This is a genomic window from Aquirufa sp. (genome assembly GCF_964796385.1).
Genome location: NZ_CBAUBA010000005.1, coordinates 84,071 through 101,377, shown reverse-complemented (window position 1 = coordinate 101,377; position 17,307 = coordinate 84,071). Strand labels below are relative to the sequence as shown.

15 protein-coding genes are annotated in these 17,307 nt (G+C 41.8%); 4 read left to right on the top strand and 11 right to left on the bottom strand.

All coding sequences use genetic code 11. The annotated features are described in order from the left end of the window. From rpsL to AC1W6K_RS03305, 3 genes are all read right to left on the bottom strand, one after another. The coding region (gene rpsL / locus AC1W6K_RS03315) for a 30S ribosomal protein S12 (RefSeq protein ID WP_481946431.1) at positions 1 to 303 on the bottom strand (303 nt) is incomplete at its 3' end. A gap of 140 nt (positions 304 to 443) precedes the next feature. Then, on the bottom strand, positions 444 to 1,634 hold the full coding sequence (gene uxuA, locus AC1W6K_RS03310; RefSeq protein ID WP_481946430.1) for a mannonate dehydratase: 1,191 nt from the start codon (positions 1,632 to 1,634) through the stop codon (positions 444 to 446). Between the two features lie 324 nt (positions 1,635 to 1,958). Further along, positions 1,959 to 3,425 (bottom strand): DUF4301 family protein, encoded by a 1,467-nt coding sequence (locus AC1W6K_RS03305; RefSeq protein WP_481946429.1) that lies wholly within the window; start codon positions 3,423 to 3,425, stop codon positions 1,959 to 1,961. A gap of 131 nt (positions 3,426 to 3,556) precedes the next feature. On the opposite strand from AC1W6K_RS03305, the gene AC1W6K_RS03300 reads away from it, so the two are divergent. After that, positions 3,557 to 5,482, top strand: coding sequence for a RecQ family ATP-dependent DNA helicase (locus AC1W6K_RS03300; protein WP_481946428.1), 1,926 nt, complete (start codon positions 3,557 to 3,559; stop codon positions 5,480 to 5,482). Here the strand turns inward: AC1W6K_RS03300 and lon are convergent. The 7 genes from lon to AC1W6K_RS03265 all read right to left on the bottom strand — a co-directional run bounded on the left by lon (position 5,443) and on the right by AC1W6K_RS03265 (position 13,934). Further along, positions 5,443 to 7,938 carry an endopeptidase La gene (lon, locus tag AC1W6K_RS03295; protein ID WP_481946427.1) on the bottom strand — a complete coding sequence of 832 codons (2,496 nt, stop codon included), beginning with the start codon at positions 7,936 to 7,938 and terminating at the stop codon, positions 5,443 to 5,445. The two genes, AC1W6K_RS03300 and lon, sit on opposite strands and share 40 nt — an antisense overlap. A gap of 94 nt (positions 7,939 to 8,032) precedes the next feature. Then, positions 8,033 to 8,521, bottom strand: coding sequence for a DUF6702 family protein (locus tag AC1W6K_RS03290; protein WP_481946426.1), 489 nt, complete (start codon positions 8,519 to 8,521; stop codon positions 8,033 to 8,035). A 2-nt stretch (positions 8,522 to 8,523) separates the two neighbouring features. Beyond that, positions 8,524 to 9,903, bottom strand: a complete 1,380-nt coding sequence (rseP, locus tag AC1W6K_RS03285) for an RIP metalloprotease RseP (RefSeq protein ID WP_481946425.1) — start codon at positions 9,901 to 9,903, stop codon at positions 8,524 to 8,526. A 2-nt stretch (positions 9,904 to 9,905) separates the two neighbouring features. Further along, on the bottom strand, positions 9,906 to 11,069 hold the full coding sequence (locus tag AC1W6K_RS03280; RefSeq protein WP_481946424.1) for a 1-deoxy-D-xylulose-5-phosphate reductoisomerase: 1,164 nt from the start codon (positions 11,067 to 11,069) through the stop codon (positions 9,906 to 9,908). Next, the gene (locus tag AC1W6K_RS03275; RefSeq protein ID WP_481946423.1) at positions 11,066 to 11,680 is read right to left on the bottom strand and encodes a rhomboid family intramembrane serine protease; all 615 of its coding nucleotides are present in this window, start codon (positions 11,678 to 11,680) and stop codon (positions 11,066 to 11,068) included. The genes AC1W6K_RS03280 and AC1W6K_RS03275 overlap by 4 nt, the downstream gene beginning before the upstream one ends. Before the next feature lie 60 nt (positions 11,681 to 11,740). Further along, the gene (locus AC1W6K_RS03270) at positions 11,741 to 12,718 is read right to left on the bottom strand and encodes a polyprenyl synthetase family protein (protein WP_481946422.1); all 978 of its coding nucleotides are present in this window, start codon (positions 12,716 to 12,718) and stop codon (positions 11,741 to 11,743) included. 1 nt (position 12,719) lies between these two features. After that, positions 12,720 to 13,934: an NADH-quinone oxidoreductase subunit D gene (locus AC1W6K_RS03265; RefSeq protein WP_481946421.1), complete on the bottom strand. Its 1,215-nt coding sequence runs from the start codon at positions 13,932 to 13,934 to the stop codon at positions 12,720 to 12,722. 185 nt (positions 13,935 to 14,119) lie between these two features. Between AC1W6K_RS03265 and rpmG the strand changes: the two genes are divergently transcribed. The 3 genes from rpmG (at position 14,120) to ftsY (ending at position 15,548) form a co-directional block, all read left to right on the top strand. Further along, positions 14,120 to 14,302: a 50S ribosomal protein L33 gene (gene rpmG, locus AC1W6K_RS03260; protein WP_395782939.1), complete on the top strand. Its 183-nt coding sequence runs from the start codon at positions 14,120 to 14,122 to the stop codon at positions 14,300 to 14,302. Between the two features lie 18 nt (positions 14,303 to 14,320). Continuing rightward, a complete protein-coding gene (locus AC1W6K_RS03255) occupies positions 14,321 to 14,473 on the top strand; it encodes a DUF4295 domain-containing protein (protein WP_109324168.1) in 153 nt (50 codons plus the stop codon). 94 nt (positions 14,474 to 14,567) lie between these two features. Next, complete coding sequence (ftsY, locus tag AC1W6K_RS03250) at positions 14,568 to 15,548, top strand: signal recognition particle-docking protein FtsY (protein WP_481721702.1); 981 nt, start codon at positions 14,568 to 14,570, stop codon at positions 15,546 to 15,548. On the opposite strand, the gene AC1W6K_RS03245 is transcribed toward ftsY, so the two are convergent. After that, positions 15,549 to 17,219, bottom strand: coding sequence for a glutamine--tRNA ligase/YqeY domain fusion protein (locus tag AC1W6K_RS03245; protein ID WP_481946420.1), 1,671 nt, complete (start codon positions 17,217 to 17,219; stop codon positions 15,549 to 15,551). Positions 17,220 to 17,307 lie beyond the last annotated feature (88 nt).

The following is a 17,307-nucleotide window of genomic DNA, read 5'->3' as shown; positions in this document are numbered from 1 at the left end:
TGCTCCACGAATAATGTGATAACGCACACCCGGTAAGTCTTTTACACGACCACCACGAATCAATACGATCGAGTGCTCTTGCAAGTTGTGACCCTCACCTGGAATGTAGGCATTCACCTCTTTTTGGTTTGTCAAACGTACACGCGCTACTTTACGCATCGCTGAGTTTGGTTTCTTTGGAGTCGTCGTGTATACACGAGTACAAACCCCTCTTCTTTGTGGACAAGAATCCAAAGCAGGTGACTTAGATTTCCAAGTCATTTGCTCACGTCCCTTGCGCACTAATTGCTGAATAGTTGGCATTTTAGCGTAATTACCTGTTTAAGTATAAAATCATTTAATCCCTCTCATGCGTTTAAACTCAATTAGATGGAGTTATCCCACACTTATGGGGGTGCAAAGTTAACAATTAGTAATAGAAAACAAAACGGGATTGTAGAAAATTATTTCAAAAAACCGCGTATCCCCATTTCTAATCCACGCAATTCGGCCAAACCACGCAGTCGGCCAATCGCCGTGTAGCCTGGATTCGTCTTTTTGGTCGCTTGCAAATCATCCAACATGCGGTGTCCATGATCTGGCCGGAATGGTAGTCGACAATCTTTTCTCCCTTCAGCGATACGTTTGTCCTGCTCCTTGATCAAACCCTTCATCACCCCAAACATATCCACATCCCCATCCAAATGGTCTGCCTCATGAAAATTGCCAAATTCATCACTTCGCGTCGCACGCAAATGAATAAAATTAAAACGATGTCCTAATCGCTCAACCATCCCCACTAAATCGTTGTCTTTTCTGACGCCATAACTTCCTGTGCAAAAACACAAGCCATTGGCATTACTTTCGTACGCATGCAGCAATTGTACCGCATCACTTTCGGTACTCACTACACGTGGCAATCCCAAAATCGGATAGGGTGGATCATCTGGGTGAATCGACAACATCACCCCAGCCTCCTCTGCAGCTGGCGTAATTTCCCGAATGAAATCATAGAGATTCGCGCGCAATTCCTTCTCTCCTACGTTTGCATAGGTATCTAAGGCTTCTTGGAAAGACTTCAATGTAAAGCTTTCTTCAGAACCCGGAAGGCCGGCGATGATATTACGAATTAATTTATCTTGCTGTTCTTGTGTAGCTGACGCTAACCATTTTTCAGCGCGGGTGATTTGCTCCGATGTATAATGTTGCTCTGCTCCGGGGCGCCTTAATAAGAACAATTCGAAGGCACAAAATTCTGCTGCATCAAAACGCAAGCCCGTACTTCCATCCGGGAAACGGAAATCTAAATCGGTCCGAGTCCAATCCAAAATGGGCATGAAATTATAGCAAACGAGGTCTAAACCTGCTTTGCCAACATTCCTGATCGATGTCTTGTAGTTTTCAATATATTGCTGGTAGTTACCTGAACGAGTTTTGATATCCTCATGCACGGGGATACTTTCAATCACAGACCACGTTAATCCCGCGGCTTCAATGATCGCTTTTCGCTCCAAAATATCTTTCAATTCCCAAATCTGTCCATTGGGAATTTGATGCAATGCACTCACAATACCTGTTGCCCCTGCTTGGCGCACATCAAATAATTTAACGGGATCATTCTGTCCAAACCACCGCCATGTTTGTTCTAAAGCCATATTACATTTGTTAGGTTGACAGGGTGCCGCTTCCCGCTGCCGGGGTCGAAGACCCCGGCAGCGGGAAATAAAACTGGCCAACTGCTACGCTGCCGTGGTCTTTGACCACCGGCAGCGTAGAGCTTGACCCTCTCTTCTTTTTTAATATTACGTTTAAAAGCTCATTTTAATTAAAAATTACTTGATAATTAAAATCAAGTTACTGATTATAAAAAAACCTTGCCTGGATACCGGACAAGGTTTCTGTAATCAAGCATTTATATACTTCCAAAACAATCTGCTGGAAGAGGTGCAAAATTAGGTGTTTTTTTACAAACTCAAAAACTATACCCTGTTTTGGTGCGCAGGTCGCAACAAATCAGTAACCGTTTTCACCGGATTAAATGTTTCCAACGGAACCTCCACAAACACCGTATTCCAGTAGGCCATCGCACCATTCCACAAACCTGGCAATTCTTGCGCCTTCAATCCGCGACCATCTTTGGTTTTCTCCGTTATAAATCCAGTAGCCATATCACGAAATGCCAATAAATCTAAGCCACGCGGCGCGCAAACCAAATCTACCGGATTAAAATGCGTCGATCCAGCAAACAGTTCTTTTTGGCCTAGATTATTCATATCTACTTGAGCAGATTCAACCAATTGTAAGGATAAATTTCCCATTTCATCCGGGCACCAAAAAGGACCGCCACCCGGCTCTCCCGTATTCTTTACAACACCACAAACACGCGTAGGCCGAGCTAAAACAGACAAAAGCAAATCAACTTGATCCGCCAAAAACAACTGTTCAAAATCAGGAGATGGCACATAGCCCAAATAAGTCCCCATAAAAACAAGCGCCTCCGAAATTAATTCTTCCGAAGGATTCGCACGCAACTGACTCCCAAACGATTCTGTTTTAGCTAATATGGAGACCAATAATCCACCCAATGCCTTCTTATATAAAATCGTCGAATCTTTGAGCGCATCAGGAACGACATTATCAATATTCTTAATAAAAATCACATCCGCTTGCAAATCATTTAAATTCTCCAATAAAGCCCCATGTCCCGCTGGACGAAATAATAGCGATCCATCCGACTCACGAAACAAGGAATTATCCATATTCACCGCAACCGTATCCGTACTTGGCTTTTGTTCCGAAAAACTCAACTCATATCGAATACCAAAATGTGCCTCCCAAACCGGTATCAAACGGGCCGCCAAGGCCTCAAAACGAGAACGATGTTCCGGGGAAACGGTAAAGTGTAAACGTGCCAACTCCCCATTTGATGCATACAATGCCGCCTCCACTAAGTGCTCCTCAAAAGGCGTTCGCGCACCCGATCCATAGGCATGAAATTCCAATAAACCTTTGGGTAAAACTCCATATTCAAGCCCTTGGGAAGCCAATAAACGTGTTAAAACCTCCGTTTCGCCATCACTCGAGGCAATCAATTTTTCCAAGGCTGAATAAAATGCAAAATTCTGAATTTGCTCAAAAAACAAACGAGATTCCTTATTGGACTCGCCTGACGTCAAATGCTCAAATAATGACTTGAACATACGCGTCGCAGCACCCGATGCTGGTACCATTTTTAACATCGAAAGCGCGGAACTCTCTTGTTCAAACAAACTGACAAAATCAGCTAATTCCACCTCGGAAAAGCGAATTATGCCATCACCCACCGTTGCCGACTTCTCTAAAGCCATCCATGGAAACCCATTTACAAAATATCCAACTTGTTGGCCTATTTCCTCCTCACTGATCCCCCTTACCCTCAATTGGCCTAAATCCTGCTCATTCAACATGCTACATTTATTTATATCGATTATAAAAATAAGCTTTGGCATAAATTCTACCGCATATTTCTTCAGTTTATTTTTAAAATAAAATCAAGCGGTCTCGATACACACTTTTTTTGGTATTTTTGAACGAACAAATGGCAGATATTCAGCACATATTAGCAAACTATTGGGGCCATAGCACCTTTCGACCACTCCAACAGGAGATTATCGAATCCGTACTTAAGCAACAAGATACCCTTGCCCTACTTCCTACCGGTGGAGGAAAATCAATTTGTTTTCAAGTGCCCGCCATGGCACAAGATGGGATTTGCATCGTTATTTCGCCCTTAATTGCCTTAATGCAAGATCAAGTAGATCAATTGACCCAACGAGGCATTCCGGCCGTTGCTGTTTTTTCAGGTATGTCAAATCGGCAAATTGATATCCTACTAGACAATTGCATTTACGGAGCAATCAAGTTTCTATACGTTTCCCCTGAACGCCTTAAAACAGACTTGTTTATAGCCCGTGCCAAACAAATGCAAATCAATCTGCTCGTAATCGATGAAGCACATTGCATCTCACAATGGGGGTACGACTTCCGGCCAGCCTATTTAGAGATTATCAATTTCAAACAATTACTCCCAGAATCTACCCCTTGTATTGCCTTGACGGCCTCGGCTAATCAAGAAGTCCAACAAGACATACTGGATAAATTACACCTCAAAAACCCCAAAGTATTTCAAAAAAGCTTTCACAGGCCCAACTTATCCTACTCCTGTTTATGGGTTGAGGACAAAGAACCCCAACTATTCAAAATGCTAAAGAAAGTGGGCGGCTCTTCCATCGTCTATGCGCGTAACCGACGAAAAACACAGGAAATCGTCGCTTACCTGCAAAAACAAGGGATGAAAGCGGATTACTACCATGCTGGCTTGAGTCCAGACCAACGAACCAGCCGACAAAAAGCATGGATCACGAATCAAATTCAATGCATCGTGGCAACCAATGCCTTTGGGATGGGGATCGATAAATCAGATGTTCGCTTGGTCGTGCATGTGGATCTGCCAGATTCAATAGAGGCCTATTATCAAGAAGCTGGTCGGGCAGGAAGAGATGAGCAAAAAGCCTATGCCGTGGCCATGGTGGAGGAAAATGATCTTATTGAGCTGCAGAAAAACTGGGAAAAATCTTTTCCAAGCGCCGAAGTTCTTCGTAAAACCTACCAAGCAATGAGCAACTTTTTGCAAATCGCAGCCGGTAGTGGCGAACTAAGCACCTATGATTTTGACTGGACTGAAATGGCCCGAAGATTCCAGTTACCAACGTCGGAGACGTTTTATGCGCTAAAAACACTTGAATCTGAAGGTCTATTCCTCATGAGTGATGCTTTTCAAAACCCATCAAAAATCAAGATCCACGTAAACGCGACCGAACTTTATGACTTCCAAATTCGAAATGAAAAATTTGAATCCTTCTTGAAGTTTTTATTGAGGCAGTTTGGCGGGAATTTATACACGCAATTCGTATCTATTTCAGAAGCTTCACTTAGTATCCAACTAAAAGTTCCTGTCGAGGAAATCGAACGCTACTTAAACCTATTGGCCAAATTCGAAATCATCGAATACGAAAAACAAAATGGGTTACCCAAACTCACCTTACTCACACCACGCGCAAACATCGATAATCTGCCTATTTCCTGGTCCGAGTACCTACAAAAAAAAGAGCGCAGTAAATCAAAAATCGATGCCGTTGAATCCTACGTTCGTGATCAAAAAACCTGTCGGACACGTAAGATAAGCGCGTATTTTGGCGAGCAATTACTAATCAATTGTGGCGTGTGCGATATATGTATTCAACGTAAAAAAGAACAAAATGGTCGCGCATACCCAGAAGGGATGGAAGCAGAACAAAAATTAATTCTCAATTACCTGAAAAATGGGCCGATGACCCTAGAGGATTTGACTAACTGCCTCCGCCCACTCACGCGAACAGAGGCAGCTAAAGTCATTCAATTTTGCTTAGAAGCTGGTCAGATTAATTATACCTCAGCAGACACCGTTGGCTTAGCTTCCTCCTGAAAAACGAATTTAACAGGCTTTTTCACCTGCTCAGCTAAAAGTGCAAGAGATAAAACCTCCGTCGCATGTTCCACATAATGGAACCGAAGATCCGAAATGTAATGAGGCTCAATCTCCTCCACATCCTTGCGGTTCTTTACACACATAATGATCTCCTTAATTCCAGCGCGCTTAGCAGCCAATATCTTCTCCTTAATACCACCCACAGGTAATACTTTTCCACGTAACGTAATTTCACCCGTCATGGCCAAATTCGATTTAACACGACGCTGTGTTAATGCCGAAGCAATAGCAGTCAGCATCGTTATTCCTGCCGAAGGACCATCTTTAGGAACCGCACCTGCAGGTACGTGAATGTGTAAATTATATTGATCAAAGATTCGGTAATCAATTTCATAATCATCCGCATGCGCCTTCAAGAAACTTAAGGCGGCAACTGCCGACTCCTTCATTACATCACCTAGCTGGCCCGATAATGTCAACTGACCTTTGCCTTTATTTAGAAGCGTTTCGATAAACAAAATATCACCACCAACAGGCGTCCAAGCTAATCCAGTAACAACACCAGCATACTCATTATTCTCGTATGAATCATTTTCAAATACCTCTTGACCTAACATCCGTACGATATCAGCCGGTACAACTTTGGCAGGATACGATTCTCCAACGGCAATTGATTTTGTGATTTTACGCACAACTCGGCCGATCACTTGCTCCAATTTACGAACACCGGACTCGCGTGTGTACCCCTCAATAATTTTTTGAATAGCCTGATCCGAAAAACTAAAACTAGCTTTCTCTAAACCATGCTCCAGCTTTTGCTTTGGAATCAAATGCTTTTTCGCAATCTGCACCTTCTCCTCTATCGTATATCCACTCACCTCAATGATTTCCATCCGATCACGTAAAGCCGGATGAATCGTATCTAAATTATTCGCAGTTGCAATGAACATCACACGCGACAAATCATATTCAACCTCTAAGTAATTGTCTAAAAAGCTATTGTTTTGTTCCGGATCCAGCACCTCTAAAAGAGCAGATTGGGGATCACCGCGATGATCTCCACCTACCTTGTCAATCTCATCCAAAATAAAAACTGGATTAGAAGATCCCGCCTTTTTAATGTTTTGAATCACTTTTCCTGGCATCGCACCAATGTACGTCTTACGATGTCCACGTATTTCAGATTCATCATGCAAACCACCTAAAGCCATGCGGACATATTTGCGTCCAAGTGCTTTGGCAACTGAACGAACCAAGGAAGTCTTACCCACACCTGGAGGGCCATAAAGGCACAAAATGGGGGCTTTCATATCACCCTTCATTTTCAAAACTGCCAAGTATTCAATAATACGCTCTTTAACTTTTTCTAAGCCAAAATGATCCGCATCCAATACCTTTTTTGCTTTAATCAAATCAAAATTATCTTTCGAATATTCTGACCAAGGCAAGTCTACCAAAAGCTCCACATAATTCATGAGCATGGGGTATTCTGGGGACATGGAATTGGTACGCTGCAATTTGGCAAGTTCCTTATGAAAGAAATCATTGACCTCTTTTGTCCACTTTTTCTTAGCTGCCTTCGCCCGCAATCCATCCAGTTCTTGCTCCGGACTTTCTACACCTAACTCTTCCTGTAATACCTTGATTTGTTGGCGTATGTAATAATCCCGCTGTTGCTGATCAATATCACTTGAAGCCTTGCTCTGAATTTCCCGCTTTAATTCAAGTAACTGAATGTCCGTAAGCATGTGACCCAGTAACCTTGTCGCTTGGCCTATCCCATCTAATGTTTCCAGAAGAGCCTGCTTTTCAATTAACTCAGCATTAATATTAGAGGAGAGGAAATGTACCAAATACGAATTGGACTCAATATTGTCGAGCGCAATTTGAGCTTCACGCGGAATCTCAGGGTTAAGGTTTAAGATCTTAGTTGCATTTTCCTTTAAAGTTGATATCAAGGCTTTGTTTTCCTTGTTTAATTTTTTGGGAAAAGTATCTTCAATATAGGCTACTTTGGCAATTAAATTAGGCTCAGTTTTAATGTAATTTTTTACCTCAAAACGCTTGCGACCTTGGACAATAATAGTCGTATTTCCACCTGGCAAAACAAACATTTTAATGATGTGACCCACCGTTCCAATTTTGTATAAATCATCTGGCTGAGGTTCTTCCTTGGAATTATTTGCTTGCACTAAAACTCCGATGGTCCGATCTCCTTTATAAGCTTTCTTAACTAAACGCACAGATTTTTGTCGGCTTACCGTAATCGGAATCACCATCCCTGGAAACAAAACAATGTTGCGAATGGGAAGTATCGGTAATTCCTCTGACAAAACGCCCATTTTGTCATCCTGCCCCATCCCCTCTGATCCGATCGGAATCAATTCTATATTCTCAAAATCAGACATGTCTGATACGCGCAAATGCTTAAAAAGGTCGTTTGAATTATTCATACACACTATTTATAAATTCCCCGTCGATTTAATTCCCGAAGTGGGACTCTAATTATCAATTTTCATGCCACATGACCATTTGGCAGACATTCACCTATTCAAGCCGTTGAACCCATTCGTTTTTACGGAACAAATAACTTCGTTTTTGGGCATTTCGTACTACTTGTAATAGATTTGTTTGATCAGGGAATGAGTCGGCCAACAAGCTATTTTTAATAAAAACACCGGATAGTTCTTGGTCAGATGGAATTTCGAGATAAACCCAGATCATATCGTCAACTGGCTCCCAGCCAATCCATCGGTAAGGGGTAGTTCTTTTTTGATTAACCTGAATGCCAAAATAATTTCGGACGTATTTCTCTAAAATAGGATCGACTTGCGGGTTTTTTTGAAATGAAAATGGGGATCCGGTAAATTGACTCATACCTAAAGTTAAATCATCTTCAAAAAGCCGAATGCTGATTTCCCATATTTTATCTTTTGCATTATAGATGCAATCACCCACACTAGAATGGAATGGATGCAACGAACGCCCAAAAATGGGCGTCGTCATCATCATCAAAAGAATTAATACAGTTCTCAATATCAGAAAAATGCTTTAAAAATATCATTGCCAAATGTATAAGCCATTAAGGCTAACAAAATTAACATTCCTACTTGTTGGGCCTTTTCTAATACCTTTTCAGATGCTGGTTTCCCCGTAACCATTTCAAACAATAAGAAAATAGCATGGCCTCCGTCTAATGCTGGGATAGGAAGGATATTCATGAAGGCCAAAGCCATGGATAATAAACCTGTCAACATCCAAAAGCGATTCCAATCCCAAACACCGCCAAACATCTGTGCAATTCCAATGGGACCGCTCAACGCCTTCGAAGCAGAAACATCGCCTGTTGCAATTTTCTTAAAACCACGCACATTATCCGAGATGACAGAAAAAGCACGTCCCGTTCCGATACCCATGGCCTCTCCGAAACTATAATCATCGTGTTTCATTTGGAGCAACAACTCAGGTGTAAATCCAATTTGACCAGTTTTAGCGACAACCATCTCTAAGGTATCCGCTTTCCCTTGGCGTAAAATACCTAAGCGAATTGGTTTTCCTGCCTCTTTCGAAATCGCATCCTTTGCTTCATGATAAAAATGAATCGGCGTTTGATTAACGGAGGTAATGTAATCCCCCTCTTTTAATCCCGCTGAAAAAGCCGGCAACATCTCCCCTGCAGATCCACCAAACATGGACGGCTCTTCAGGTGCCGCAACCGCTGCCACTTTAAATGCAGATATTGGCTCAATGAATCCAGCTTTTTTATCACTTAATTTCTCAATAAAATCAGATGGGATTTTAACCTCAAGTGTCTGATCACCCCGCAAGACGGTATAAGAAGAATTATCTCCCAACAACACATCCGATGTACGCAAGTCGGCAAGCGACTTAAAATCCGCACCGTTTACTTTCACGATCCTATCGCCGGTTTGAAGACCAATTTCCTTGCCCAACTCCAGCGCAACAATCCCGTTTTTATTTAATTCATCCTTTGAAATATAATTATTTCCATTTGAATACGTCAAACAAACAAAAATGACCACACCTGTAATGACATTGATAATCACACCGCCCAACATAACAATCAATCGCTGCCAAGCTGGTTTCGCGCGAAATTCCCACGGTTCAGGCTCTTTAGCTAAATTGGCCGCATCCTGAGTTTCGTCTATCATACCAGCAATCGAGACATATCCTCCCAGCGGAAACCAACCGAGACCATATTCGGTATCCCCAACCTTCTTTTTAAACAAAGCAAAATTTAAGACCGTTGGGATTGGAAAAAGAAAATCAAAAAACAGATAAAATTTTTCTACCCGCATTTTGAACCATTTTGCCGTAATAAAATGGCCAAATTCATGTAATGTTACCAAAATCGACAGTCCTAAAATCAACTGCCCTGCCATAATCAAACCTTCCATACCTAGTGCTTTAATTTAGTAACCCACTCCTGGGCCATTATTCGTGTAATTTTATCTGTATTAATGTAATCCTCTAAACTTGGAGAGGGCAAAAAAGTTCCCTGATCCATGCAAGTTGCCAACAAATCTGACATCTGCAAAAATCCAATTTGATCTTTCAGGAAAGCATCAACGGCCACTTCATTGGCAGCATTTAAAACACAGGGCATATTTCCTCCTTTTTCTAACGCTTGAAAGGCAAGTCCTAAATTCCGAAATGTTTCCACATCCGGCTGTTCAAACGTCAAGGAAGCAAAGTCCTTAAAATCAAATCGTGGAAAATCTGCACGCATCCGATTGGGGTAACCCAACGCAAATTGGATGGGTAATTTCATATCGGGTAATCCCAATTGCGCCTTGATCGAGCCATCCTCAAATTGAACCAACGAATGAACTATGGATTGTGGATGTACTACCACATCGATTTGGGAGGCTTGCACATCAAACAACCAAGCAGCTTCTATCACCTCCAAGCCCTTGTTCATGAGACTAGCAGAGTCAATGGTAATCTTCGCCCCCATGGTCCAATTGGGGTGTTTCAATGCTTGCGCACGCGTCACCTGTTCTAAATCTCCACGCTTCTTTCCTCGGAATGGACCACCAGAAGCAGTCAATATTACCTTTTCAATCGGATTATGCGACTCCCCCATCAGACATTGAAAAATGGCTGAATGTTCCGAATCTACGGGCAAAATAGGCACGCCCATTTCACGCGCTAATGGCATAATTAGTGCCCCTGCAACAACCAACGTTTCTTTATTTGCTAAGGCTATTGGCTTACCTGCTTTGATTGCCTTCACGGTAGGAAGTAAACCAACATATCCTACTAAAGCAGTCAAAACAACATCGACATGATCATAGCAAACAACCTCTTCCAATGCTTCTGCTCCTACTAGAACTTCAATATCTGTTCCTGAAAGTGCATTTTTGACGAAGGCATATTTTGCCTCATCACCAATCACCACGTGACTAGGATGAAATTTTTTGGCTTGTTCGACTAATAAATCCACGTTTGATTGCGCTGTTAATACAGAAACCGCAAAGGCATCTGAATGCTGCTGAATAACCGCTAATGCTTGCGTTCCGATAGATCCTGTCGACCCTAAAATGGCGATCCGTTTTATCATAGCATGGCTTTAATTTGTTGAACAAATGTTACCCAAACTTGCGGATAAGTCAGTGTCATGAAAACAATACCATATAGCGCTCCGTATAAATGAGCTGAATGATTTACATAATCGCGTCCTCGCTTATCCATTTCGATCGAATACCAACTGAACAATCCTGCATAGATAAATCCGGGAATACCTAAGAGGCCAAAGAGATAAATCTTCTCGGTAGGAAAGAATAAAATTCCGGCAAAAATGACTGCCGAAACTGCTCCTGAAGCTCCTAGAGAATTAAAATATGGATTTTTTTGCTGCTTGAAATAAGTAGGTAAATCGGCTGCAACGATAGCCGATAAATAAAATGGCACGAACATGGCCACCCCATATCCAGGAAATATCATGTTAAAAATGTACTCTAATTGACCCCCAAAAAAATAAAACGAGAACAGGTTAAAAAACAAATGGGTAAAATCGGCATGGATAAAACCGGAAGTAATAAAACGCCAATATTCATGCTTTTTGGAAATCCGATATGGATTCATGGTCATTGCGCTCATCCAGCTAGACTTTTGCATAGCTAAGACGGAGATCGCCACGGTAATTCCCATGATTAATAAACTAATTGACATTGATTGATCCATAACATAAAAAGCTCCGCAAGGAAGCTTTGACAAGACTACAAAACTACACTAAACTTCCCGATCAACCAACCCGGCCATAAACTTGCTTAAGGCAGATTTTTTATCCGGTTCGATGGCTAGTAACTCAACGGCTTCAAATGCTTGATCAAAATATGCATTGATTTTGGCCTCCGTTTCTTCCCGAATACCTAAATCCGTGTACAGTTGAGTCACCGCGCGCACTTTATCTTGAGGATTTGGATTTGACTTAGTAACCCAATTCGTGAGTTCAGTTAATTGATCTCCTTTGGCAGTTTCAAAAGCGCGTATCAACAAATAGGTTTTTTTATTTGCTAGTATATCTCCACCCACTTGCTTACCAAATTTCTCAGGGTCACCATAAACATCTAGTAAATCATCTTTCAATTGAAAGCCTAATCCTACTGCTTCTCCAATCGCGTACAAGGCCTGGGAAATTGGCCTATCCATTTCTGCCAAAATTGCCCCCATCTCCATGGATAACCCGATTAAAACCGAAGTCTTTAATCGGATCATTTCAATATATTCTTCCACGCTAACTTCTGTTCGCGTCTCGAAATTCATGTCCATTTGTTGGCCCTCACAAACCTCCGCAGCTGTCCGATTAAAACGCGTCAATAAATACTGATAGGCAGTTAAACTTAGATGATCGCATTGATTCAGATATTGATACGCATTGACGAGCATGACATCCCCCGAGAGAATTGCGATGTTGTCATTCCATTTTTCATGGACGGTTGGCTTGCCTCTACGAAGAGGTGCTTTGTCCATAATATCGTCGTGCATCAGGGTGAAATTGTGGAAAATTTCAATGGATAGCGCAGAAGGAACAACTTTTTCCCAATCAGATTTAAATAAGGAATAGCTTAACAAACAAAGAACGGGGCGAATGCGCTTCCCGCCCAATTGCATCAGGTAATGAATTGGATCATACAATTCTTTGGGCTCCTTACCCATTTGTTGGCGACTAATCTCTGCCTCCAAGGCAGGTAAAAATGCGTGTGTCATATTATCTATCTACTTCGCCCATGACTAAATCCATGGAACCGATGATGGCTACTAAATCTGCCAAATAGGCCCCTTTGGCCAAATCTGGAATTACGGAAAGGTGGTGAAATGAACAGGCGCGCACTTTCACTCGGGCGGGAATGTCTGATTTCCCATCGGCCCGAATAAAGAATCCGAGTTCTCCTTTCGGATTTTCAGCCCTTACATAAATATCTTGTGCGGCTGGTCGTATTTTTTTCGGAACAAATTCCTGCGGATTAAACGCTGGTGTACGCTTATATTCGCCAGTTAGCGCTTCCAAACATTGCTCAATAATTCGAATGGATTCAATGCATTCAAGTACGCGCACATGATTTCTATCCCAGCAATCACCCGTTTGACCGTGTAAACCTGCCCCGACAGGAATATCAAATTGCAATTCAGGATAAACGGAATATCCGTCCACACGCCGTAAATCAAATGCCAAACCTGAACCGCGTAACACCGGCCCTGTGCAGCCTGCATTAATGGCTAGATTTAGGGGTAAAACACCTACATTGGCTGTACGCTTAATGAAAATACTATTACCTTCCACGATTTGTTGGACTTCACGAATCGTATTTTTTAACACGGGAATTAACTCCGCAGTACGCACTTCAAAGCCTACGGGCAAATCATAAAACAATCCACCAACCCAAACGTAATTATATAACATTCTGGCACCGGAAAGCCATTCCAATAAGCGTTGGATATGTTCCCGATCCCGCATGAGCCATAAAAATGGTGTGTATGCGCCAATATCTAACCCATAAGTCCCAACAGCGACAAAATGTGAAGCGATGCGATTTAATTCTGCGACTAAAACACGAATGTATTCAATACGTTTGGGTAGCGTCCCTGTGATACATAACATCTTCTCGATACTCATCACGTAGGCGTGTTCTGAGTTCATGGAGGCCATGTAATCGAGACGATCTACATAGGGAATGATCTGATTATACGGAAGTGATTGGGCATGCTTCTCAAAACATCTATGTAAATACCCTAAGTGAGGAACAACGTCAACAATGAGTTCTCCATCGGATATGACTTCTAAACGTAATACGCCGTGGGTTGACGGATGCTGAGGCCCGATCGAAATAATCATCTCCTCGGCTTTCAGGTTGGCCAAATCATATTGATTAGGATCTGAAAGCTGAAAATTATCCGGACGGAAATCGTATTGAATTGAATTCATTAAACAAAAATGAAGAAACTAAAGGAGAAATAAAAGCCTCATTGGTGTATTTGAGAGGCCTATGCCTAAACCCATGAAAATTTATCAGGTTTTTACTATATATTTTCATCAAAGCCTTTGGCGAAAAAAATAATTCTTCTACCTTTGCAGTCCGTTTCGAATAGGGGCGTAACCAAATTACAATTATGGCAAAGAAAGGAAATCGTATTCAAGTAATCTTAGAATGCACGGAGCACAAAGAGTCGGGGCTACCTGGGATGTCACGTTACATCACGACGAAGAATCGTAAAAATACAACTGCTCGTATTGAGTTAAGAAAATATAACTCTGTATTGAAGAAAGTTACTCTACACAAAGAAATTAAATAGGTTTAATACCCAGGAATTATGGCAAAGAAAGTAGTTGCAACACTAAAGAAAGAAGGAGGCGTTAAGTACGCTAAAATCATCAAAGCGGTTAAAAACCCTACGACAGGCGCGTATACCTTCAAAGAAGAAATCATTCTTCAAGATGAAGTAAATGCAGCGTTGAAAAACTAGTTTTTCGTCTGCACATTTTTAGCTAGAATATTTGAAGTCCCTTCATCGGGGACTTTTTTTTATTACCTTCACCTCATAAAATACGCACAAGCGGATGGGATTATTTGATTTTTTCAAGAAGAAGCCGGCTCCTGAGGAGCAAGCGGACCTCGAGCAGGCCTTGGATAAGGGTTTGGAAAAGACCAAGGAAGGCTTGATTTCAAAGATGGGCCGTGCGGTTTTGGGGAAATCCAAAGTTGACGATTCCGTCTTAGATGAGCTAGAAGAAATTCTATTAACATCGGATGTTGGCGTAGCCACCACACTAAAAATCATTGAGCGGATTGAGCGTCGCGTGGAACGCGATAAATTTGTTTCTACAGAGGAATTAGATCAAGTATTACGTGAGGAGGTTGCGGCGTTGTTGGACGAGAACAAATCATACGACATCGAAAATGCTTTTGCAGAACCTACCCAAAAACCCTATGTGATCATGGTGGTGGGTGTTAATGGAGTTGGAAAAACGACCACCATTGGAAAATTAGCCTCGCAGTTTCATCAGAATGGATTAAAGGTTGTTCTAGGAGCTGCTGATACATTTCGTGCAGCAGCGGTGGACCAATTAAAACTTTGGGGCGAGCGCGTGGGTATCCCAGTTATTGATCATGGAATGAATACAGATCCAGCAGCGGTGGCTTATGATGCGGTAAAACAAGCTGTGGATATGCAAGCGGACATCGTCATCATTGATACGGCTGGCAGATTGCATACCAAGGTCAATTTGATGACTGAACTAGGGAAAATCAAACGTGTGATTCAGAAATTTATTCCTGAAGCGCCGCATGAAGTATTACTCGTGCTGGATGGATCTACGGGCCAAAACGCCTTTATTCAGGCGCAAGAATTCACGAAAGTAACCGAAATCACGGCACTCGCAATAACCAAATTAGACGGAACTGCGAAGGGTGGAGTTGTGATTGGAATTTCGGATCAATTCAAAATTCCGGTAAAATACATTGGGGTTGGTGAAAAAGTCTCCGACTTGCAAGTGTTTAATAAGACCGCTTTTGTCGATTCGCTTTTCGCCAAAAAATAATTACTTTTTCTGTTCTTTCGCCCACGTATCTTTTAAAGAAACGGTTCGATTAAATACTAAATGATCGGGACTTGAGTCTTTATCAAGGCAGAAATATCCTTTGCGAATAAACTGAACAGCTTCTTCAATTTTTGCTTGTTTTAAGCTCGGCTCTACATAAACGTGCTTGACCACATTTAGTGATTCAGGATTAATGAATTTAGTAAAATCATCCCCTAATTCACCAGCATCCTCCACGATAAGCAAACGATCAAACAACCGAATTTCTGCTTGGATTGCATGCTGAATCGATACCCAATGAATAGTTCCTTTCACATGAATACCTGATGTATCTTTTCCTGACTTAGACTCGGGAATATAGGTTGCATGAATTTCCTTGACAAAGCCATCGGAGTTCAATTCGAATTGATCACACGTAATAATATAAGCCCCTTTTAGTCGAACTTGTAGGCCAGGCCCCAATCGGAAAAACTTTTTTGGAGGATCTACCATAAAATCATCCCGCTCGATATAGAGTTCTTTGGTAAATGGAACGACACGTTTACCTGTTTCAGGATCTTCTGGATTATTTTCAATCATCAAATCTTCGACTTGACCATCTGGATAGTTTGTAATAATTAATTTCACGGGATCCATGACAGCCATGACGCGGTCAGCCGTTTTATTTAAGTCCTCACGGATACAGAATTCCAATAAGCTAATGTCAATTAGATTATCACGTTTCGCAACACCGATTCGATCGCAGAAATTGCGGATAGAGGCAGCCGTGTAGCCTCGGCGGCGCAATCCTGAAATAGTAGGCATGCGTGGATCGTCCCAACCGCTAACTAATTTCTCATTGACAATTTGTAATAACTTGCGTTTACTCATCACAGTATGTGATAAATTCAAGCGCGCAAATTCGTATTGATGAGTCGGGAAAATTTCTAATTTATTGATAAACCAATCATAAAGTGGACGATGCACATCAAACTCTAGCGTACAAATTGAGTGGGTAATCCCTTCCATCGAGTCACTTTGACCGTGGGCAAAATCGTACATGGGATATATGCACCATTGATTGCCGGTCCGGTGATGAGGAACATGTCGAATTCGATACATTAATGGGTCGCGCATGTGCATGTTTGGATGCGCCATGTCAATTTTGGCCCGCAACACCTTTGCCCCGTCTGGATATTCGCCATTGCGCATAGCTTTAAACAACGCTAAATTTTCATCTACAGAACGGTCGCGAAATGGGCTGTTCGTTCCAGCTGTTGTGGGCGTACCTTTTAGAGCAGCAATTTCTTCTGCAGAGGAGTCGTCCACATAGGCCAACGATTTTTCAATGAGGTTAATGGCAAATTGGTAGATTTGCTCGAAATAATTCGAGGCATATAATTCATTTGCCCATTGAAACCCTAGCCAAGAAACATCGTGTTTGATGGACTCCACATATTCAGTTTCCTCAGTCATTGGATTGGTATCATCGAAACGCAAATTCGTACGACCGCCAAAACGTTGCGCCAGACCAAAATTTAAACAAATACTTTTTGCATGGCCAATATGTAAGTACCCATTAGGCTCAGGTGGGAATCGAGTGAAAATGCCATCAGGATATTTACCAGCTGCTAGATCATCTTGAACAATCTCTTCTAAAAAATTCAACGACTTCGAATGCAACTCTTCCATTTAATCAATGATTGTTAAAACTTAAATACTACTTCAACTATTTTGTATCCCTTGAATTTGGAATCAAGCTTCAAATTTAAACAATATT